The sequence below is a fragment of the Mesorhizobium sp. YC-39 genome (assembly GCF_025753795.1).
Taxonomy (GTDB): domain Bacteria; phylum Pseudomonadota; class Alphaproteobacteria; order Rhizobiales; family Rhizobiaceae; genus Mesorhizobium.
Genome location: NZ_JAOWPS010000007.1, coordinates 39,990 through 61,406 on the forward strand (window position 1 = coordinate 39,990; position 21,417 = coordinate 61,406).

The following is a 21,417-nucleotide window of genomic DNA, read 5'->3' on the forward strand; positions in this document are numbered from 1 at the left end:
AGCACCTGACCTCGACCAAACGGCGGTGGGCTTTAAATCCGTACCCGCGTGCGATTTCATCGGAGGCGCTGCCGGCAGGCGGAGCTGGAGGCTAGGAAACGCTATTGTGGATGAGTTGCAAATCTATCTCGTCTCGGCGCTGGTCTCGGCCGCGATCTGGACGCTGCCCGCGGCGGCGATATCGTTGATCTACGGAGTTCTGCGTTACCCGAATTTCGCCATTCCCGAATTCATGACGCTTGGCGCCTATCTGGCGTTGTTACTGTGTGGCTTCTCCGTGCCGCTGTGGCTTTCGGCACTTCTGGCGGCCGTGCTAACAGGGCTAATCGCGCTCGCAGTCGACCAGACGATCTTTCGTTTCGTGCGCGCCGCGGGCACGCTGCCGCCAGTGCTCCTCTCGCTTGGCCTGATGCTCTTCCTGCAGAACGGCGTCCGCTTCATTTGGGGCAATGACGTGCATCAGTATCCCATCGAGCTTGCGCGTCCCTTCGTGTTCGCCGGCTTCATCGTCACGCCGACGCAAGCGGCCATGATCGGCGCCGTCGCGGTCATCCTGGTATTTGGGATCGCGGCGCTGCGCTGGACCTCCTTCGGCCGCGCTGTGCGCGCCACTTCCACCAATCCAGAGCTCGCGGTTGTCACCGGCATCCGGCCGGAAGTCGTCTATGGCGGCATCATCTTTGCCAGCGGCTTCCTCGCGGCCATCGGCGGGGTGGCGCTTGCCACGGAGACCTCGCTCACCCCACTTCTCGGCTGGCGGGTGTTGATCCCACTCTTTGCCGTCGCCATTTTGGGTGGACTGGGCAGCGCTACCGGCGCCGCACTTGCGGCTCTGCTTCTCGCGACGGTGTCGGAATTCAGCCTGTTGCTGCTGCCGGTCACCTACAAGACAGCGCTCGCCTTCCTGGTGCTGGCGCTGGTGCTGCTGGTCAGACCTACGGGCCTCATCCGGACGGGGGGAATTGAGCGATGACAGCCTATCTTGTTGCCATCCTCATCTTTGCCGTGATCTACGGCTTCGTGGCGCTCGGCCTCAACATCCAGTGGGGCCTCACTGGTTTGATCAATCTCGGCCAGGTCGCATTCTTCGCGGTCGGCGCCTATTGCGCGGCACTCACCACGCAGGCCGGGTTGCCGTTGCTGCCTGCTCTCGTTCTGGCTGCGCTGGTCAGCGGCTCGCTCGGCGGTGCGGTGGCGCTGTTTACGCCACGCTTGCGCGAAGACTATCTCGCCATTGTCACGTTGGGGTTCTCCGAATTCGTGCGGCTGATCTTTCTCAACGAAAAGTGGCTCGCTGGTGGCCCGGACGGCATCGCCGGCATACCGCGGCCCGTCACCATTCCAGGCCTCGATTCAGAAACTTCCTTCCTGGTGATTGCCGCCGTGCTGCTCGCCGTCGCTTTCTGGTTTAGTCAAAGGCTGGCACACTTCCCGATAGGCCGGACGCTGCGCGCAATCCGTGAGGACGAGACCGTGGTCGCATCCATCGGCAAGCCGACCCTTACTTACAAGACGCTCGCATTCGTGCTCGGCGCTGCGCTCGCAGGCATAGGTGGCGCGTTGTTCGCGAGCTACCTCACTTACATCTCACCTGACATGTTTGGCCCTAATGTCTCGATCTATGTGCTTGCGGCCGTGCTGCTTGGCCGGCAAGGTTCCACCCTGGGCACGCTCGCGGGAACGGCGGTCGTTGCCGTCCTTCTCGAAGGCACGCGACTTCTCAAGGACTACATCACCGTCGTCGACGGTGTGCAGTTGGCCGCACTTCGCCTGATGGCGCTTGGCCTGGCGCTAATGATAATCGTGGCGGTTCGCTACGGTCCCGGGAGGCGCGCGTGAGCAACCTTCTGGAGATTGCCGGGTTGAACAAACGCTTCGGCGGCCTCCAGGCCGTCGACCGTTGCGAGCTATCGGTCCGAGAGGGATCGATCACTGGCCTGATCGGCCCTAACGGTGCGGGCAAGACCACGCTCTTCAGCATCATCAGCGGCTTCACCAAGCCCGATTCCGGCCAGATCCGGTTTGGCGGGCGGCGCATCGAGGGCCGGGGCGCATACGAGGTCGCGCGGCGCGGGCTACGCCGTACCTTCCAGATCCCGCGAGAACTGAAGGAGATGTCGGTGCTGGAAAACCTGATGCTGGTGCCGGAAGGCCAATTCGGCGACCGGCTCCTCTCCGTCCTTCTGCCAGGCGCGCGGGTCAGACAGGAAGAGCAAGTCAACGAGGCAGCCGCCCGTGAGGTGTTGGAGACGGTCGGGCTCGCCGAAAAGGCCGACATTGCCGCGGCGCGTCTCTCAGGCGGCCAGAAGAAGTTGCTCGAGCTTGCCCGCTGCTTGATGAGCCGACCGCGGCTGATGCTGCTCGACGAGCCGACAGCAGGCGTTAACCCGACCCTAATCCGGCACCTGATGAAAGTCATGCAGAAGGTGCACGCCTCGGGCATCACGCTGCTCATCATCGAGCACAACATGAACGTCATTATGGAACTCTGCGAGCGGGTGGTCGTGCTCGACCGGGGTCACGTCATTGCCGCCGGTACGCCGGCGGAAATCCAGCAGAACAAGCAGGTGCTTGACGCTTATCTCGGCGGGGTAGATGCATGAGCGGGAGCGACATTCTCGTCGCCGATGGCTTGGTGGCCGGCTACGGCGAAATGCAGATTCTGCACGGTATCAGCATACGCGTGGCGCCAGGCGAGATCGTCACCGTCATTGGCCCGAACGGTTGCGGCAAGTCGACACTCCTGAAGACGCTGGTCGGCGTCATCCACCCAACTGCAGGCAAGATTTCCCTTGCCGGACACGATATCACCAACACCGCGACGCGCGAGCGTCTGCGTGCCGGGCTGGGCTATGTGCCACAGGTCAGGAACGTCTTCGCGACCATGACGACTGAGGAGAATCTCCGCATGGGCCTCGTCGCGGTGCCCGGTCCCGTTCGCGAGCGGCAGGATGCGGTACGCAAAATCCTGCCGACGCTCGGCGATTATTGGAGCGCCACCGCCGGCCGGCTGAGCGGAGGTCAGCAACAGATCGTGGCCCTCGGTCGCGCCCTGATGGCATCCCCCAAAGTGCTACTTCTTGACGAGCCGAGTGCCGGCCTCTCTCCTAAGGCAACCGACGAGGTTTTCGGGCACATCCGTACGATCAGCTCCGAGGGCGGCGTTAGCGTGGTGCTGGTCGAGCAGAATGCGCACAAGGCGCTAGCTATCTCGGATCGCTGTTACGTGCTCGCCGAAGGGCGCAACAGGCTGGACGGGATCGCTGTTTCCATCGCCAGCAATCCGGAGGTCGGCCGCATCTATCTCGGTGCCGGCGACGGGGCGGAGAAGCCTTGACGCATCGTGTAGGAGGTTTAAGTGCAGCTTCCCAAGAATATCTTATCGGATATTGCGGATGAAGTTCAGAATACACGCGATGTCCTGCGAGAGGTCTCACCTTTTACGTCCCGTTATCCAAACTTTGGACTGGCGGATGCATACTGGGTTGTCGAAGAGATAAGACGCAGACGCGAGGCAAATGGTGAGCGAATAGTCGGCCGCAAGATTGGCTTTACCAACTCTGCCGCGTGGGCCGGCTACGGGATCAGCGGGCCAATCTGGAATTACCTCTACGACCAAACAACGTTCGATCTAGGCGTGAAGACGAGCCTTGCGGTAGCGCATTGGCCGAACGTCAGAATGGAGGCTGAAGTCGCGCTCGGCTTGTGCGCACCTCCGGACCCTCGCATGGACGAACACGATCTTCTCTCGTGTGTGGAATGGGCAGCACTCGGCTTCGAGGTTTGCACGTCGATCTTTCCAGAATGGCGTTTCAATGTCGCAGATGCTGCGGCAACGGGTGTTCATGTTGCCCTACTTCTCGGCTCCCGGCACTCAATCAAAAGTGACCGCGAGCGATGGGGAAAGCAACTGCATAGCTTTTCGGTGACGCTTGCTTGTGAAAACGGTTCCGCGGCGGTGGGTGGTGGGTCGCAGGTCCTGGGTAGCCCTCTCGCCGCATTAGCCTATTTGGTACGAGAACTGGAGCGCTTTGGCGGTCAACCCCTCAAATCGGGAGACATCGTTACCACAGGCACTTTGACCGTAGCTCTACCGGCTCAGTCGGGACAGCGGTGGCGAGCACAGCCTTTGGAAATTCCGTTCAAGGATATAAGCTTGGATCTAGTCTAGAATATCAAGACGAAACCATTCCGATGCGCAGGTGAGACAAAAGCGGGATCGGCCGTCGGCTTTCTCCATTGCAACGCAGCTTCGAAGCTCGTCACATTTCCGCCCTCGAAGAACGATTGGCGCATCAGTGCCGTTTACTCATCCAGTCGCTGGCATTCATGATAAGCACAAAGTCCGTCTCGCCAGTGATGCAGTAGCACTGCTGCACCTGTGGACAGCTCGCGAAACGCTTTTTTATCTCGTCGATCAGATCCAGTCTTTCCTGTTTCGGTCGTCACCTCCGCGATAACCGTCAGGGGGCGCCCAATCGCCCTCTCGTTTACGACAGAGATGTCCTTCTTCTTGATTATCCGGTGGAGCGAAGCCGTTTGAAGGCGGCGCGCTACCGCTGGCGCCGAAGGGCCTACACGGCGGGAGATTTCCTGCTGGGGCATGAGATTGTCGAGCTGCACGGAAGTTGGCTCGTGCCATTTCGACGTGGGGAACGGAAGCCCGTCTTCTGGCTTTCCGCAGACGAGCATCAGGCAGGCATTGCCGCATGCGCACAGGTCCAGTGTGCCCCTCGCTGCATCCGACGAAGGACGCGTTCAATCCCGTATTGTCAATCATGGCTCTAGCATTCAGTGCTGGTCTAAGAGACAGGCATCGGGGTTGCGGGAAATCGTTCCGCCGGTCCGACTTAGCCAAAAGCGCATATAGCGTGGGATACGGGAATTGTACCTAAACATGCTGCACGCGTGGGTACTGCAGTTCTGCGACCACCATGATGAACCGAAGCTCTTGAGTGCCCCGATTCATATAGGCATGCTTGTCTTCCGTGCGTGCCAAAACCGAAGAACCGGATTGAACTAGGAGATCGGTATCAGCCAATTTCAGAGTTAGCTCGCCGGTTTCCACATTCAGCAGTTCGAGCGTTCCCGCAGAATGCCCTGGCGATTCGAATGTTTCGCCTGGAAACATAATCCACCGCCAAAGCTCCACCTCGTCCGGACCGTGCGTTCCCACAAGGAGAGTGGCACTGCCTCCGCCAGGGCCTCGCCACAATGTGGAAGTGTCTTGCGGGTGCACGATCCGTGCTGGCACACTTGATGCTACGCCTACGAAGTCTGCGACAGAAACCCCCAGAGCGACTGCCATCCTGCAAAGAGTGGCGATGCTGGGGTTAGCGCTGCCCTTCTCGATTTCCACCAGCATCCCTTTGCTGACCCCGGATTTTCGAGAGAGCTGGTCAAGTGTGAGGCCGTTCTGGCGTCGGAAAAGCTTGAGGTTCTGGGAGACCATTGCACTGACGTGTTCGACCTCGGCGCCCACGTCGGTCAGTATATTGACTTTCTGTTCCATGGTCGGTATATTACACCAAGATGGTCAATGGGAGCTAGTGGGCCGTGTTCGAAATCCCGGTTGTCGACGAACGAATTGCCAGCATTGCCCCTGGCTTTCGCGCCATATCCATCCATATCGATGCCACGAATGCCGAAACAGGAAGCGTTGATACAAATCTTCTGGCAGAGGCCTGCAACTTTGTGTCGGCGGGAGGTGCGCCATGGGCAGACGCGCATTTGGCCAGTTGGTCGGAAACGTACTTCCGGTTCGGTGCAAAGCCGAACCGAACTCCCTGCTCTGCCCAGGCTCTCAGAAAACGGGTGGAGAAAGACGGCAAGGTTCCCACGATCAACCCCGTTGTCGATCTCTACAACGCTGTCAGCCTTCGGTACGCACTTCCTGTCGGCGGTGAAAACTACGACGCGTATGTTGGGCGGCCACGGTTAACAATTGCCGCTGGAACTGAAGTCTTCGAAACGGTTGTGAATGGAGAGGCGATAAAGGAATGCCCGGCACCGGGAGAGGCCATCTGGCGAGATGATGCAGGCGTCACTTGCAGGAGATGGAATTGGCGACAGTGCTCTCGCACCCGGTTGGACGCTTTGACCGGTCGCATGTGGTTTCTGTTGGAAAGCTTGGAGACCATGCCTGAAAACGCGCTCGAAGAAGCAGGCGATATGCTGACCGACGGCTTGTCGCGCCTCATGCCAGGGTGTGGGATCCTGAAACAAAAGCTGTCCATTACTCCTCCTCCTTAAACAACAATCTGTGGCGACCAGATAACGGCACTCGGTTCGCGGGCTCCCTGCCGCGGCCAAACGGCCAGATTTGAGTAGCCTTCCTCTCCTGCGACTAACTGCACAAGGGTGACGTTTGCTGCGGCAACGCAGCGATTGCGGAGCGTTGCCTGCATGAGCACCGAAAAGCCATGACGAGCCTGATGGAGATCAGAATGCATGCTGGCACTGGGATACCTGCGCTTGCCGTACGGGATGTCCATAAGCGTTATGGAGCCCACGAAGTTTTGAAGGGAATTTCGCTCACGGCACAAAAGGGTGATGTGGTTTCGATCATCGGCTCGTCAGGCTCTGGCAAGAGCACCTTTCTGCGCTGCATCAACTTCCTCGAAATCCCTGACCAGGGAGCCTTCCAGGTCAATGGAGAGGACGTCAAGTTCCGGATTGGGCATGATGGGAAATGCCATCCAGCAAGCTGGCGCCAGATTGAGAGACTCCGAACAGGGTTAGGGATGGTTTTCCAGAGCTTCAATCTCTGGCCCCACATGACGATCGTGGAGAACGTGATCGAAGCCCCTGTTCACGTCCTTGGCGTTGATCGAAAGGTCGCTGTCGAGAAAGCGCATGGGCTGCTCACCAAAGTGGGTCTCTACGACAAGCGCGATGCCTATCCCGCTTTCCTTTCCGGTGGTCAGCAACAGCGAGCATCGATCGCCCGCGCGCTCTGCATGGACCCCTCCGTCATGCTGTTTGATGAACCGACGTCGGCCCTGGACCCGGAACTGGTCAGTGAAGTCCTCAAGGTGATCCGCAGCTTAGCGGAAGAGGGCCGAACCATGTTGTTGGTCACCCACGAAATGAAGTTCGCTCGCGATGTCTCGACTCGCGTGCTGTTTTTGCATCAAGGCCAAGTGGAGGAAGACGGCCCTCCCGACCAGGTCTTCGGTGCACCCATGAGCAGCCGCTGCAAGGAATTTGTTGGAGCGGGTTCGCACTAGTCACCACCACCCAACTTCTCAAAAAGGGGAACTAAGATGAAATATCGGACTATTGCTCTAACTCTCACCATTCTCTGTTTCGCGGCAGACGCTCATGCCGATATCCGGTTTGGCATCGCGAACGAGGCCTATCCTCCCTACACGACGAAAGATGCCTCCGGCAAAGAGATCGGTTGGGAGATCGATCTCATGGACGCGGTCTGCCAACAGCTTCACGAGCAGTGCACAACCGTCGATATTGCCTGGGATGGCCTCATTCCCGCTCTCGAAAGCAAGAAGATCGATGTAATCTGGTCTTCGATGTCCATTACGGACGAGCGCAAGAAGCGTATCGATTTCACCGACAAGTACTACTCCGCAGCGGCAAGCATGATTGGAGCAAAGGACGGAGTTGCTGGGGTCACTGATGAGCAGATGAAGGGGAAGACCATCGGGATCGCAGTTTCCACAACGCAATCGGCTTACTTCCAGAAACATTTCGCAGATATAGCAACTGAGAAAAGCTACGCGACTGTTGATGAATCACTGCAAGACTTGGCTTCAGGTCGGATCGACTATGCGTTTGCAGACACCGGGCCCCTGAAGGAATTCCTCAAAACGGACCTCGGAAAGGGCTGTTGCGAATTCAAGGGGACGGTTGCTGCCGATGACGAGATTCTTGGAGCAGGCGTAGGCGGCGGAATTCGCAAGGGGGACGAAGAGCTCAAGCAGAAACTGAACGGCGCCATCAAGGCGATAAGAGCCAACGGGAAGTACGCGGAATTCAATAAGAAGTACTTCGACTACGATCCTTACTGATGCATTTATCTAGCGGATTTGCTGACGAGCATCCTTCGCGGCAAGTCCGCTAGCTCTGTTTCGAAAGATTCCACTATGAATTCTGTGAACTCAATTCTGGAATTGTTATCCATCAACCCTCCGGGGTGGGGTGGCGTTCTGCTCACCGGGGCTCTCGCCACGCTGTTGATATCCATGGGCGCCTATTTCCTTGGCATGGTCTTGGGGCTGTTTGGCGCATTTGGAAAGTTGAGCGGATTTCGATCAATTGAGTGGCTTCTGCAACTCTACACGACTGTGGTCAGGGCAGTTCCGGAACTGATTTTGATCATAGCATTGTACTATGCTGGGACCGACGGCCTGAACCGTGTTCTCGCCTTGGTTGATCTTGGTCCGCTGGAGGTTAACGGCCTGCTCGCAGCTGTGATCGTGCTCGGCTTCGTCCAGGGAGCCTACATGACGGAGGTGTTGCGAGGCGCCATTCTGGCAATTCCGGTCGGCCAGCTCGAAGCGGCGAAAGCGTTTGGAATGCGCCCGGCCTTACGATTCCGCAGGGTGATCCTCCCCGCGCTGATTCCGAATGCCCTGCCGGGTTTCGCCAACCTATGGATGGGAGTCGTCAAGGACAGCGCACTCATAGCTGTCGTCGGTTATCAGGAATTGGCTCTCGCTGCACGAGTGGCCGCAAGCAATACAAAACAATACATGGTCTTCTTCCTGGCGGCCGCAGCGATATATTTAACAATAACCCTAATTTCGAATCAAATTTTTACCGCGTTGGAAGCTTATTACCGTCGCGGGCAGAGAGAATTGGCGTAGGAGGCCAAAATGGACTTCTCTTGGGTTGCCTCCTATGCGGATTTGCTGGTGCGGGGAGCTGCAATAACGTTTCTTCTCCTGTCAATTTCTGTTTCGGTCGGTTTCGCTTTGGCAATTCTCCTTGCGGTCGCACAAGTGGGGGCCTTCTTCCCTTTGCGTTGGTTGTCCAGAGGGTATTGCACGTTCTTTCGCGGCACCCCGCTCCTGATACAGCTTTGGCTCTTCTATTATGGCCTTGGGTCGTACCTTCCTTTTATCCCCGGCCTAAGGGCAAGCTTTTTGTGGCCCATTTTGCGCGAGGGGTTCTTCTTCGCAGCGCTTGCGCTTACGCTGAACTTCGCAGCCTACCAAGGCGAAATCCTGAGGGGCGCGATGGCGTCGGTTCCAAAAGGCGAACTCGAGGCGGCGCGTGCTTTTGGCATGTCCCCTGGCAAAATCTTGCGTCGCATATGGCTGCCACGTGCGATCCGCATCGCTTTGCCGACCTTTGCCGGCGAGGTCGTGCTTCAGTTGAAGGCCACGCCGATTGTATTCTCAGTGACCGTCATGGATCTCTACGGAGCGGCCTACAAGATCCGTCAGGACACCCTGCTGGTCTATGAGCCGCTTATCCTTGTGACGGTGTTTTACGTCGGCCTGACCTTCGCCATAACGCAGGTCTTTCAGAAACTCGAAAAGTCGGTGCCATCCCGGCGTTGAACGTCACAATTACTGTTTCAAACTCCAGCAACGAAGAGTCACAAATGCCCAGACCCGATAAACACCAGCTCTCCACGCTATCCTTCAACACCCTGTCGGTTCATGGGGGCAACGAGATCGACAAGACGTCCGGCGCGATCCGAACCCCGATCGTCATGGCCAATTCCTATCTTCTCCCGGAAGACCCTTCGACCATGGATTGGTCAGATACAGAAACGCCCTCCTATACCCGCAATTCGGGGCACAACCAGATCGGCCTGCAGCGGAAGCTGGCGGCGCTCGAGGGAGGCGAGGATGCGGCAGTTTTTGCAACAGGTGTTGCTGCGCTTCACGCCGTCTTCTTCACCTTCCTGAAAACAGGCGACCATGTGGTCGTGGGTGATGTCACCTATGAAGCGGTTTGGCGGCTGTTTGCCGAACTCCTGCCGCAACGCTATCAGATCGAAGCCACTTTTGTGGACATGGGGGACATGGATGCGGTGAGAGCCGCCGTCCGGCCGAACACCAGGTTGATCCATACCGAGACGATCGCCAACCCGACCACGAAGGTGGCTGATATCGCCACGCTGGTATCGATTGCCAAGGAAGCCGGCGCGCTTCTAACAGTGGACTCGACCTTCACCCCTCCGCCCTTCTTCCGACCGCTTGCGTTGGGGGCGGACCTCGTCATCCATTCGCTGACCAAATACATCAACGGCCATGGCGATGCGATGGGCGGCGTTGTGATCGGCTCGAAGGAACTCGTCCACCATGTGAAGGCAGACGCCCTGGTGGATGTCGGCGGAACCATTTCGCCTTTCAACGCCTGGCTGATCATGCGTGGCTCGGTCACCTTGCCGCTTCGCCTCAAGCAGCAGTTCACTTCCGCAGAAACGATCGCTCGGCATCTGGCGACTGACAAGCGGGTTGCCTACGTCACCTATCCCGGCCTTGAGAGCCATGACCAGCATCAGCTGGCGCGAAAACAGTTCGGTGGCAAAGGCTACGGCGCGATGATGGCTTTCGCGGTGGAAGGCGATCCGGACACGCAAAACCGCTTCGTGGGCAATTTGAAGGTGATCACCTCCGCGGTCTCGCTCGGGCATGACGAGAGCCTGATCGTTCACGTTGGCGGCGGCGGACGAGGCGGCTCGAACAAATATCCGCCCAACTTCCAAAAGTATGGACATCTGCGCCTTTCGATCGGCCTGGAAGACCCAAGCGATCTCATCGCCGACATCGAGAATGCACTGGACGAAACGTTCGGAAAATCCCACAAAATCTAGGGGAGTGGCCCTTCTTGCCAAGTGAATTGCTCTTTGAGCATTTACTTGGCCCTGGGCGATCTTCAAGCCGATGCGAATTTTGTGCCCTGAACGTCTCTGGCATGTCAGCGCGAAATTCGCCAACTCGCCGGTTCTGACCCAGGGAAGGGCAAGACATTTGTCGCAGAGCCAAGGCAAAAGGTGCTGGGGATAGCACTAGGCATCAAAGGAGCGGTCATGTATTTGCCGTCGCATTTCAACGAGTCGCGCCTTGAGGTCCTTCACGACCTGATCGAGCGCAATCCCCTTGGCATCCTGTTCACCAATAGCAAAGGTGAAATGGATGCAAATCACATCCCCTTTCTCCTTGACACCAAACAAGGCACGTTAGGCGTGCTTCATTGCCACGTCGCCCGCGCCAATCCCGTCTGGCAGAATGCTGCGAACGGCGATGAAGTGCTGGTCGTGTTTCGCGCCGCAGACGCCTACATCACGCCGACCTGGTATCCGACCAAGCATGAGACGCAGCGGCAGGTCCCCACCTGGAACTACATGGTTGCTCACGCCTATGGGCAAATCAGGATCCGCGATGACGAACGCTATGTCCGCGCTATCGTAGCGCGCCTGACGCGTATTCACGAGGCAACGCGCGAGACGCCATGGAAGATGACGCATGCTCCAAGGGATTACATTGACGCGTTGGTGAAGGCGATCGTCGGCATAGAGATCGAGGTTACCAGGCTGACCGGCAAGTCCAAGTTGGGCCAAGATGACGGTGCCCCAGATATGCGCGGCGCTGGCCTTGGCCTGAAAGCCCAGGGCGATATTTTGATTGGCGACGCCATGATTGCGCGCGCGGATATCGACGTCCAGAGTTAGCACGAACAGTCCCATCCGGGGCAGGGGCCATGAGGAATACCGCTATCGGATCCGCCACGCTGTTTCTCTTTCGAGCCGTGTCCAGGTGCGGTTTGTCCGCCAGGTAGCAGATCGGGTGATCTTGATGGATCGGGCGAAATCAATGGGCAAAACACACCGTGAATTGTTCATGATCCCGCAGCATCCGCGCCCCCACCTCATTCCTGAGCCAGAGTCTTCACGGACTTGCTCTCTGGTCCAACATGGGAGCCGTCTGGCTCCGGCACAAGTATATGCCATCAGCGGTCCGACCTTGGTGGTCCGGCGACCACCCGCCGGCGAATCGGAGGCGATTGGTTCCCGCGGCTGGAAGGCTATTGGTCGCAACGCCAACAAAATAGCGGCAAAATGAGCAAAGTGCTCGGTTGTTTGGTCCTATTGCGGCGTTTCCACTGTGCGGTCCGCACCCGCATGATGCCCGCACAATTCTTTGGAGGATCGTCATGACAGTTTACAATATTGCGCTTATTGGCTTTGGCGGTGTGAACCGGGCCTTGGCAGGACTTATCGCGACAAAAAATCCGCAGTGGGAGCGCCAGCTTGGCTTCCAGTTAAACATCGTCGCCGTCAGTGATCTCTACCTGGGCTCGGTGATATCACCCAACGGGCTTGACCCGCGGATGCTCACTGAGGCCAATTTCACCAAAGGTGGCTTTGGGCAGCTTTCCGGCGGCAGTTCTGAGGCTGACAATGAAATTGTCATCAAGCTGGCGCCAGCAGACATTGTCGTTGAAGCGACGTTCACCAACCCGAAAGATGGGGAGCCTGCCGTCAGCCATTGCCGTTGGGCGCTTCAAGCAGGCAAACATGTCGTCACGACCAACAAGGGTCCGGTAGCTCTTGCCGCCCAGGAGCTCAAGGCACTGGCCAAATCTCGCGGCGTGCGCTTCGAGTATGAGGGCGCCGTCATGAGCGGAACTCCGGTAATGCGACTGGCGGACAAAACGCTGGCCGGCGCCGAAATGAAAGGTTTTGAGGGCATTCTCAACGGCACCTCGAATTTCGTCTTGGGACGCATGGAGGGGGGGTTGGACTTCTCCTCTGCCGTCAAAGAGGCGCAGGCCCTTGGATATGCCGAGGCCGACCCAACTGCGGACGTTGAGGGCCATGATGTTCGACTGAAAGTCGTGATCCTTGCAAACGAGTTGCTGGGGGCAAACCTCAAGCCCGAGGATGTCACCTGCGAGGGCATCTCAAGATTGTCTCCTCACGACATTGAAACGGCTGCCAAGGAGAATTGCCGGTGGAAGCTCATCGGATCCGCGGCTCGTGGTGTAGATGGGATTGTCGTTGGCAGTGTTGCTCCCAAGAGACTAGCTCTAGAGCACCCGCTCGCAGGAGTCGGAGGCGCAACGAACGCAGTTTCACTCAACACGGAGCTGCTTGGATCGGTGACGATAACAGGACCAGGCGCTGGACGGGTCGAGACTGCGTATGCCCTTCTGTCTGATATTGTTGCCATCCACTCTGCTCAACCGTCGAAAGACGCAAAGGAGGCTGCATAATGCGCAGTGCAGCCCTGAGCGAAACCACCTTTACTCAAGATATCATCGTGAGAAGCCCCTTCGACGGGACGGTCGTGGGAACAGTTCCCGAGACCAGTGCTGCAAGCGTGAGCTCGCTCTTGGAACGGGCAAAGCGGGGAGCCGAGATCGCAAGAGCCCTGCCGCGATACAAGCGCTCGGCTATCCTGGAAAGGGCAGCTGCGACAATCCAGGCCAACCTGGAAGAATTCTCGCTGCTCATCGTGAGCGAGGCGGGGAAAACCATCGTGCAGGCCCGCAAGGAAGCAACGCGGTGCGTCAACACTCTCAAACTTTCGGCGGATGAAGCAAAACGAAATGCGGGCGAGATAATACCGTTCGACTCCTACCTCGGGTCGGAATCTCGCCAGGGCTGGTATACACGGGAGCCTTTGGGCATTATTGCTGCCATTACGCCCTACAACGACCCGCTGAACCTCGTCGCCCATAAACTTGGCCCCGCAATCGCCGGCGGCAATGCCGTGCTCTTGAAGCCGTCAGAACTCACGCCACTTTCCGCCCTCAAGCTGGTCGACACCCTGATCACTAGCGGCTTGCCCAAGGAAATCGTGACCGTTGCCGTCGGTGGGCCGGAGCTTGGTAAGGCGCTTGTTTCTGCGCGCGACGTGCGCATGATATCTTTCACAGGTGGGTTCAACACCGGCGAGGCGATCACAAGGACCGCGGGCATCAAGAAGCTTGCAATGGACCTTGGCGGCAACGCTCCCGTCATCGTGATGGAAAATTGCAATTTCGATGCCGCCGTCGCCGCTTGTGTTTCGGGGGCCTATTGGGCAGCTGGCCAAAACTGCATCGGCACGCAGAGAATTCTGATACAGAACACCATCTATGAACGGTTCAGATCAACGTTCGTCGAGGCCACCGCAAAATTAAAGACCGGAAACCCTCTGGATGAAACGACCGACATCGGCCCGATGATCTCGGAACGGGCAGTCTTGAGAGCTGCTGCCATGGTCGATCAGGCAATCTCGGCGGGAGCCGCTTTGCTCTGTGGCAATCATCGGCATGGGAATCTTTACGCGCCGACCGTCTTGGAGAATGTCTCGGCTCAATGTGATGTTTGGTCTGAAGAGGTTTTTGCGCCGATTGTGATCCTGCAACCTTTTGGTGAACTGATTGATGCCATCGGGATGGCTAACGAACCCGAGTACAGTCTCCATGCAGGGATATTCACGAACGATCTGGAACACGCCCTCGATGCCGCCAGCGGAATTGATGCAGCTGGCGTGATGATCAACGACTCGTCGGACTATCGTTTCGATGCGATGCCCTTCGGCGGCTTTAAATATGGCAGCATGGGACGAGAAGGCGTTCGGTTCGCCTATGAGGAAATGACGCAGCCCAAGGTCGTTTGCATAAACAGGCTGAAACGATAGCGGGTTCTTGCAGCTTGCTGCCGCTAGCAATTTTTGCCCCGAGGGAAGATGTAGATGTTCAAAGGTTCTATCACGGCGCTTGTAACACCGTTCAACGACGGTCATGTCGATGACGTTGCATTGGGCGACTTTATTGAATGGCAAATTGCAGAAGGATCATCAGGTCTGGTACCGTGTGGAACGACAGGAGAAAGTCCAACACTTACCCATGCCGAGCACAAGAGGGTGGTGGAGATCACCATAGACGCCGCCGCCGGTCGTGTACCAGTCATCGCAGGGGCCGGCTCCAATAGCACAGAGGAAGCCCTGGAGTTCGTGCGCCATGCTCAAAACGCAGGCGCCGATGCACTGCTCATTGTCTCTCCTTATTACAACAAGCCGACTCAAGAGGGAATCTACCAGCATTTCAAGGCGATTGACGCTGTCAGCAGACTTCCGATCATAGTTTACAATATACCGCCTCGCAGCGTCGTCGACATCCAAGTTGACACTCTGGCGCGAATATTCAAAAACTGTCGCAATGTTTGTGGGGTTAAGGACGCCACGGGCAACATATTGCGTCCCTCGCTTGAGCGCATGGCGTGCGGCCCGCAATTCAATTTATTGTCGGGTGAAGACGGATCTGCCTTGGGCTATATGGCGCACGGCGGTCATGGATGTATTTCGGTGAGCGCAAACGTCGCACCTCGTCTTTGTGCTCTATTCCAGCAGGCCTGTCTGGACGGTAATTTTGCAGCAGCGCTCAAGTTGCAGGATCAGCTGATGCCGCTCCACAGAGCGCTCTTCCTCGAAACGAATCCTGCTGGTCCCAAATATGCGTTGGAGCTTCTTGGTCGGATGAAGGCAGACCTTCGATTGCCGCTCGTCGCTGTCAGCCCGACAGTCCAGGATGAAATCAAGCGTGCCATGCTGCATGCTGGAATCCTCGGATAAGAGGCAAGACATGCTTCCAGGACGTATTGAATCCGATCTTATCGGCCCGCTCCTCATTCCCAGTAACGTTCTCTATGGCGTACATACCGCACGTGCAGCTGAGAACTTTGACGTTTCAGGGCTACAACTGAAGGACTTTCCCGAACTCATACAATCCATGGCCATGGTGAAGAAAGCAGCGGCGCTGGCCAATATGGATCTCGGGCTGATATCAAGATCAAAAGCAATGGCAATTTCCGAGGCTTGTGAAGATCTGATAGAACGGCAGGGCATCGATCAGAATTTCCCAGTCGACATGATGCAAGGTGGTGCCGGGACTTCCACCAACATGAACGTCAATGAGGTCGTAACAAACCTCGCTCTCCTGAAGCTTGGGCGGGCAGTGGGAGACTATGTCACACTCCATCCCAATGACGACGTCAACTTGTCGCAGTCGACCAATGACGTTTACCCAACGGCAATACGCCTAACCATCTTGCGGGCCTGCGATGCACTAATCGCGTCGCAGGTAAATATTCGAGACGCCTTCCGAGTGAAGGCAGCTCAGTATGATCAAGTCGCAAAAGTTGGTCGCACGCAGCTTCAGGACGCCGTGCCTATGACGGTTGGCCAGGAGTTTGAGGCCTTTGCGGAACTGATGGAAGAAGACATAATACAGTTGCAGTCGGCGTCGAGGCTGCTGAGGGAAGTTAACCTGGGTGGATCCGCGATCGGTACCTCCATCAATGTCCCGCTTGGCTTTCCAAGCCTTGCCTGCAATCATCTCAATCAAATTTCTGGCTTCGATTTGGTACCTGCTCACAACCTTATTGAAGCCACTTCCGACACCGGAGCCTTCGTTAGCTTCTCCAGCGCTTTGAAGCGAATCGCGGTAAAGCTTTCAAAGATATGCAACGACCTGCGTCTGTTGAGCAGCGGGCCTCGCACGGGTTTCGGAGAGATCCGACTGCCGGCCGTACAGGCTGGTTCGTCCATAATGCCGGGAAAAATCAATCCGGTCATCCCTGAGATGATGAACCAGATTGGGTTCCAGGTGATAGGCAATGATTTGACGGTGACGCTCGCGGCGAGCGCAGGCCAGTTGCAGCTGAACGCGATGGAGCCCGTCATAGTCTTGAACATTCTCCAGTCCATGCGGCTGTTGACAAAAGGAATCAAAATTCTGAAGCAGCGTTGCGTCGAAGGTATCGAGGTCGATGTTGATCGATGCCAATCATATTGCGATCACTCTCTCGTCCTTGCCACACCCCTGGCGGCGCTGATTGGCTATAGTAAAGCGTCGGCTCTTTCAAAGAGGGCTTTGACCGAAAAGAAGCGACTACGACAGGTCGTTGAAGACGAGGGTATATTATCTCACATCCAGATACATCAGATCTTCGGGGGCGCGGATCGCTCTTCTGAGAGCCCGATTAAACCCTAAGAGGCTGGTAAGGGTAATGGCTGTATTCACTGAGCTCTCTGACGAGGATCGTGACGCTATTGCGTCTGCTTACGGGATAAAATCATTGCTGTCTGTCATCGGCATTGCTGATGGTGACAGAGAAACGACGTATCTTTTCAGATCCAAAGAAAATGACCTTATCGTCACCCTGTTCGAAAATGGCGCCAAACCGTCAGATCTGGAACGAGCATTTGAAACCATGGAGAGGCTCCACAATAACGGAGTCCCTTGTCCGAAGCCAATTCGAAGCCTCGACGGAAATGCCACCTCTCGAGCAGCTGGCAAACTCGTAGCGATCGTGAGTTTCGTGCCTGGATCGTCAACGTTTGATCCCGTAACGCACAAGTGTCACAGCCTAGGGCAGACCATGGCAAGGATTCACTCCATTTTGCAGCCCCATCCGAATAGATCTTCGTATGAGCTGCCGACAGGACCGGTTCACGGAGCACTGGTCCATCAGAATGTTTTCTTTCTCGATGACAAGGTCAGCGGTATCATAAATTTTCGACTCCGCCATGATGATGCGCTCATTGCGGAAGTTGCAGATGTCCTTGTTGACTGGACCGGTAAGCCGAGTGGAGACCTGGATAAGGGCAGGGCTCAAGCACTTCTGGCCGGATACGAGAGTGTTAGAAGTTTGTCGGACGCGGAGCGGGATGCGCTGCCCGCCTTTGTCATGGCGGCGACAGCCAGGTGCTATGGGAGAAAGGGAGATAACGTGCATCTCCCCGATATTGCCGTAAGCGCATTTCGATCGGCTATCGGGTTAACGCAATCAGGACTGGTTGGCTTGGACGCCCATGAAATACCTGCTTGATCGAACGGACGAACAAATCCTGAACGAATTGAAGAACAACGCGCGCATATCGCACGCTGAATTGTCCAGCAAAGTCAACTTGTCGCGAAACGCCGTTCGCGTGCGCATCGAACGGCTTGAGCGGGAGGGCTTCATCAAGGGCTACACAATCGTGTCCGGTGAAGGTTTAAGCAACGAAGCTCTCACAACCGCAATGATGTTCGTTTATAGACATGATCGGATGAGGGGTGGCGATGTCATTCACGCATTGCGGCGCATTCCGGAGGTTATTTCGTGCGACGTGATGACCGGGGACTTCGATCTTTTGGTGCGGGTGGAGTCCGGTGACGCGGACCGTATTCGGCAAATCTGGCAGCAAATCTCCGAATTGCCAGGGGTACGTGATACCCTTACGGCGTTTGCTTTATCATCCGTCATTCGAAAATAGCACTATCGGCTCTGAGGAGAGCCAACTCAGGTTGCATTGCTGATCGTCCGATCCGGGTTTCTGCCGGTGTGGAGAGCCTCGCCTTCTCGCAGCGGCCGTCCAGAGCGGGGTCGGCTGGCCGGGCCCTCGCTTTTAGTCGATGGCCTCGGACGCCGATCGGGGTTCATGTCTGGACGGCCCCCGTTGCGCAAGGGTGATTGTGGGTGACGGACCGGCCAGGTGCAGTCATGTCTACGGCCTGTTTCATGCGAGGCTCGCCTCGCTGGCCAAGATGAAGTCCGCGGATCGGTTCCCAATCAATTTTGCGCGCTTTTGATGCGCTCTGACCCCAAGGGGTGTCCCGATCCCCGGCACGGCCGGTTCGTCATCTGCTCTCAGCACCCATGCATGTCTGCTTGTGGCGCGATTTCCGGCGCTTTATGCCGTCGGCGCCACGTAGGTCTCGTTGCGGCGCAGAAGCGCCCACGCGATCCGCGCCATCTTGTTGGCCAGCGCGACCGCGACGACTTTCGGGCGCTTCCTCTCGAGAAGCTGCGTTGCCGAAACCTTCGCTCCTGTCGACTGACGAGCGTATCGCAGCACGGCTGTAGCGCCGACGACAAGCAGGCGGCGAAGATGGCCGTCTCCCTGTTTGCTGATGCCCATCAGACGCTCATGGCCTCCGCTCGAATGAGCTCTCGGCGTCAGGCCGAGCCAGGCGGCGAACTGTCGCCCTGAACGAAACAGTGAAGCGTTGGGGACGCTCGCTGCGATCGCGCTTGCTGTGAGTGGTCCGACGCCTGGGATCGTCGCGAGGCGTTTGCTGGCGGCGTGTCCGAGATGCCATTCGAGAATGCGGGCCTCCAGCGCGGCGATCTCGGTCGCGATATGATCAGCTTGCGCGATCAGACCATCGAGCGCAGTGCATGCGAGTCGTCGCAGTTACTCTCGATGAGCATCGAACACCGCCAGAAGGGCTGACAATCCACCCGGTCCCTGCGCCGCGACCAGGCCAAACTCGGCAAGATGGGCGCGAATGGCATCGGTGAGCATCGTCTTCTGGCGCACCAGGAGTTCCCGCGCCTCATGAAGCATGAGAACCGCCTGCTGGCCTTCCGATTTGACCGCTACGAAGCGCATGGTCGGCCGTGTGACGGCCTCGCAAATCGCTTCGGCATCGGCAGCATCTGTCTTGCCGCGCTTCACATATGGTTTGACATAGGCAGGCGGCATCAGGCGAACTTCGTGTCCAGCCTCGGCCAACACTCGTGCCCAGACGGCCTGTCCCGACCAACCTTCATGACACAGAAAAAACTTTGCAACACAACCCTCTCAACTCCGGGCTCCATTTGGACACAGCACGATGTTCGTGGCTCACCGGCGAGGTCAGAGCGGAGCAGTCTCAACAACGCCATCCGACATCTTTTGTCGGGTTTGTCGGGTTTGTCGGGTTTGTCGAATTCGCGATATGGCCATTTTCAGTCGATCTCTTGCTTTGCTTCGGGCTAATCGACTGAAAAGCGACCATAAAGTTCCTTCCTCAGCTCAATCAAGCAAGCTGGCATGACTCTTGAGAGCCTTCGTTGCGGGGCGGGCAACAGCTGCCGGCCATAACTCGTGTCACGGGTAGCCACGATGAACAGGCGAAGGACCGCAATGCTTCAGGCTCTCGATCTAAGGAAACGTATCCCTTCGACCATGACAATGGTCACATCAAAACCGCGAATTATATTCGGATGCATAACTTATCTTCGTCCTAACCGACGCAAAGTACAGTTTCATGGTATAACAAAATGAACTCTCGCAGCATCTCGATCAATAATACGCGCCTTTTGTGGTACAGGCGCATGTTCATTGCTGAACGATATCTGATTTCCTTCGCGATGGGCGTTTTTGCCCTGTTTCCAGTCTACCTGTTGTCGGTTGGGCGCGACGAGATCTTTTTTGGTTCGATCTCAGCAGCAGGCATGGCGGTCGCTATATTAATAGTTTTGATCAGTCCTACGCTGATACGCCAGTTTAGTGTGCGGAGGCTCGCACCCATCGGCGGGCTTCTCTATGCAGCAGCCTGCGCGACCGTACTCTTGAACGAATTGTCGGGGGTGCGCGCGACATTCCCCTACTTCCTCAGCTACATGCTGAAATCAGGCGGATGGGCGCTGCACTTCACTATCGGCTCGATATGCATTTCCGCCCTCTCAAGCGATGCAGACCGGCCATCGAGCTTCATGGCCTACTCTGCATTCTCCACCTTAGGGTTAACCTGCGGACCGCTGCTGAGCAGCCTCCTTACCCGGTACGCCGGCTTGGGCACGCTGGATATGTTCATTCTGGCAATGCTCGCGGCGACGGCAGGGTCAGCGTTGTCATCGTGGGCAGCGCGACATGCGGCGAACATCGGCGAAGCCGATATTCCGAATAACGCCTCGATTGCGCGCGACCTTTTTGATCTCCTCTTCAGCAAATCTGCTCTGTTTTTTGTTCTTGTACTGTTGTCCGCAAGCATTTACACTAGCTTGATAAACTTCCAGGTTACATTTGCGAATAATTCAGGTCTACCGTACGAAATATTCTTTGGCTTTTGGGCCATAGGATCAGTCGGCTCCAGATTTGCAATTGGTCCGCGCGTAACCCGCAGTGCGGCCGACCGCACCTTGCCGCTACTTCTGGGCGGGATGGTCGTTTCGCTTCTCGGCTTTCACTACTCCCCGGGCCACCCCGTCATTTACGCAATGGCATCGCTGGCGACCGGCATAACTTATGGGCTATCCTATCCCCTGATACAGGCAGAAGCCATCCGCGTGACTGCGCCGCAGTCCCGGACTTTGGTGCAGATCATCTTCAGCCTTTCCTATTTTCTTGGCCTGTATTTCTTCCCCTTCGCCGCAGGGCTCGTCTCAGTCCATCTGGGATACGACACGCTGACGCTGTTGATTGCCGGCTTGGCTCTACTGCAAACGGCTATCGCTCTCCTTGGCTATCGCACGATCCGGCGCAAGCCGACCCCGACCGTAGTTGGCAGTAAAGGCTGAAGCAGGGCACTATGCACGAGAGATCACACGTCGTCATCGGAGCCGGGCCGGTCGGTCGGGCAGTGGCGCTGCAACTTGCGGATCAGCCGGACTCGTTCGTTGTCGTGATTGACAGGAGCCATTCTGCGCTTGCCGTGGCGCAACGGCTTCTGGGCAATCTCGCAAACGTCCGCTTCGACGTG

Annotated in this window: 21 protein-coding genes and 1 pseudogene; 19 read left to right on the forward strand and 3 right to left on the reverse strand. The window is 57.0% G+C overall.

The genetic code is table 11. The features are described from left to right. Positions 1 to 106 precede the first annotated feature (106 nt). Genes OHD62_RS30540 through OHD62_RS30560 form a run of 5 tightly spaced genes read left to right on the forward strand, consistent with a single transcriptional unit; the run spans position 107 to position 4,171 of the window. Positions 107 to 973, forward strand: a complete 867-nt coding sequence (locus OHD62_RS30540) for a branched-chain amino acid ABC transporter permease (RefSeq protein WP_263790780.1) — start codon at positions 107 to 109, stop codon at positions 971 to 973. Then, positions 970 to 1,839, forward strand: a complete 870-nt coding sequence (locus tag OHD62_RS30545; RefSeq protein ID WP_006204330.1) for a branched-chain amino acid ABC transporter permease — start codon at positions 970 to 972, stop codon at positions 1,837 to 1,839. The genes OHD62_RS30540 and OHD62_RS30545 overlap by 4 nt, the downstream gene beginning before the upstream one ends. After that, positions 1,836 to 2,603: an ABC transporter ATP-binding protein gene (locus tag OHD62_RS30550; protein WP_263790783.1), complete on the forward strand. Its 768-nt coding sequence runs from the start codon at positions 1,836 to 1,838 to the stop codon at positions 2,601 to 2,603. The genes OHD62_RS30545 and OHD62_RS30550 overlap by 4 nt, the downstream gene beginning before the upstream one ends. After that, positions 2,600 to 3,337, forward strand: coding sequence for an ABC transporter ATP-binding protein (locus OHD62_RS30555; protein WP_006204328.1), 738 nt, complete (start codon positions 2,600 to 2,602; stop codon positions 3,335 to 3,337). The genes OHD62_RS30550 and OHD62_RS30555 overlap by 4 nt, the downstream gene beginning before the upstream one ends. Before the next feature lie 21 nt (positions 3,338 to 3,358). Continuing rightward, a complete protein-coding gene (locus OHD62_RS30560) occupies positions 3,359 to 4,171 on the forward strand; it encodes a 2-keto-4-pentenoate hydratase (protein WP_006204327.1) in 813 nt (270 codons plus the stop codon). A 124-nt stretch (positions 4,172 to 4,295) separates the two neighbouring features. On the opposite strand, the gene OHD62_RS35635 is transcribed toward OHD62_RS30560, so the two are convergent. Both OHD62_RS35635 and OHD62_RS30565 read right to left on the reverse strand, forming a co-directional pair. Further along, positions 4,296 to 4,379, reverse strand: coding sequence for a hypothetical protein (locus OHD62_RS35635; protein WP_318528658.1), 84 nt, complete (start codon positions 4,377 to 4,379; stop codon positions 4,296 to 4,298). Between the two features lie 512 nt (positions 4,380 to 4,891). After that, entirely contained in the window at positions 4,892 to 5,512 is a 621-nt protein-coding gene (locus tag OHD62_RS30565; protein WP_006204325.1) for a helix-turn-helix domain-containing protein, read from the reverse strand. Positions 5,513 to 5,556: 44 nt separating this feature from the next. Between OHD62_RS30565 and OHD62_RS30570 the strand changes: the two genes are divergently transcribed. The 13 genes from OHD62_RS30570 (at position 5,557) to OHD62_RS30630 (ending at position 18,224) form a co-directional block, all read left to right on the forward strand. Beyond that, positions 5,557 to 6,252, forward strand: a complete 696-nt coding sequence (locus tag OHD62_RS30570; protein ID WP_006204324.1) for a B3/4 domain-containing protein — start codon at positions 5,557 to 5,559, stop codon at positions 6,250 to 6,252. Between the two features lie 170 nt (positions 6,253 to 6,422). Further along, the gene (locus OHD62_RS30575) at positions 6,423 to 7,229 is read left to right on the forward strand and encodes an ABC transporter ATP-binding protein (RefSeq protein ID WP_006204323.1); all 807 of its coding nucleotides are present in this window, start codon (positions 6,423 to 6,425) and stop codon (positions 7,227 to 7,229) included. A gap of 36 nt (positions 7,230 to 7,265) precedes the next feature. Then, positions 7,266 to 8,027: a transporter substrate-binding domain-containing protein gene (locus tag OHD62_RS30580; protein WP_006204322.1), complete on the forward strand. Its 762-nt coding sequence runs from the start codon at positions 7,266 to 7,268 to the stop codon at positions 8,025 to 8,027. Between the two features lie 75 nt (positions 8,028 to 8,102). Next, a complete protein-coding gene (locus tag OHD62_RS30585; RefSeq protein WP_263790788.1) occupies positions 8,103 to 8,825 on the forward strand; it encodes an ABC transporter permease in 723 nt (240 codons plus the stop codon). Between the two features lie 9 nt (positions 8,826 to 8,834). Next, a complete protein-coding gene (locus OHD62_RS30590; protein WP_263790790.1) occupies positions 8,835 to 9,524 on the forward strand; it encodes an ABC transporter permease in 690 nt (229 codons plus the stop codon). Beyond that, positions 9,521 to 10,789, forward strand: a complete 1,269-nt coding sequence (locus OHD62_RS30595; protein ID WP_263790792.1) for a trans-sulfuration enzyme family protein — start codon at positions 9,521 to 9,523, stop codon at positions 10,787 to 10,789. Before OHD62_RS30590 ends, OHD62_RS30595 begins: the two co-directional genes overlap by 4 nt. A 216-nt stretch (positions 10,790 to 11,005) precedes the next feature. After that, positions 11,006 to 11,647 (forward strand): FMN-binding negative transcriptional regulator, encoded by a 642-nt coding sequence (locus OHD62_RS30600; protein ID WP_263790794.1) that lies wholly within the window; start codon positions 11,006 to 11,008, stop codon positions 11,645 to 11,647. Positions 11,648 to 12,129: 482 nt separating this feature from the next. Beyond that, a complete protein-coding gene (locus OHD62_RS30605; RefSeq protein ID WP_263790797.1) occupies positions 12,130 to 13,191 on the forward strand; it encodes a homoserine dehydrogenase in 1,062 nt (353 codons plus the stop codon). Continuing rightward, positions 13,191 to 14,606, forward strand: a complete 1,416-nt coding sequence (locus OHD62_RS30610; RefSeq protein ID WP_263790798.1) for an aldehyde dehydrogenase family protein — start codon at positions 13,191 to 13,193, stop codon at positions 14,604 to 14,606. Before OHD62_RS30605 ends, OHD62_RS30610 begins: the two co-directional genes overlap by 1 nt. Positions 14,607 to 14,660: 54 nt before the next feature. After that, a complete protein-coding gene (gene dapA, locus OHD62_RS30615; protein ID WP_263790800.1) occupies positions 14,661 to 15,539 on the forward strand; it encodes a 4-hydroxy-tetrahydrodipicolinate synthase in 879 nt (292 codons plus the stop codon). 10 nt (positions 15,540 to 15,549) lie between these two features. Then, positions 15,550 to 16,959: an aspartate ammonia-lyase gene (locus OHD62_RS30620; RefSeq protein ID WP_263790802.1), complete on the forward strand. Its 1,410-nt coding sequence runs from the start codon at positions 15,550 to 15,552 to the stop codon at positions 16,957 to 16,959. Positions 16,960 to 16,975: 16 nt separating this feature from the next. Further along, on the forward strand, positions 16,976 to 17,797 hold the full coding sequence (locus OHD62_RS30625) for a homoserine kinase (RefSeq protein ID WP_263790804.1): 822 nt from the start codon (positions 16,976 to 16,978) through the stop codon (positions 17,795 to 17,797). After that, positions 17,781 to 18,224, forward strand: coding sequence for an Lrp/AsnC family transcriptional regulator (locus tag OHD62_RS30630; protein ID WP_263790806.1), 444 nt, complete (start codon positions 17,781 to 17,783; stop codon positions 18,222 to 18,224). Before OHD62_RS30625 ends, OHD62_RS30630 begins: the two co-directional genes overlap by 17 nt. Before the next feature lie 417 nt (positions 18,225 to 18,641). On the opposite strand, the pseudogene OHD62_RS30635 reads toward OHD62_RS30630, so the two are convergent. Further along, positions 18,642 to 19,478, reverse strand: a pseudogene (locus OHD62_RS30635) (IS110 family transposase); the annotation flags it as partial. Positions 19,479 to 20,050: 572 nt separating this feature from the next. On the opposite strand from OHD62_RS30635, the gene OHD62_RS30640 reads away from it, so the two are divergent. Further along, on the forward strand, positions 20,051 to 21,235 hold the full coding sequence (locus OHD62_RS30640) for an MFS transporter (RefSeq protein ID WP_263790808.1): 1,185 nt from the start codon (positions 20,051 to 20,053) through the stop codon (positions 21,233 to 21,235). Positions 21,236 to 21,417: the final 182 nt, after the last annotated feature.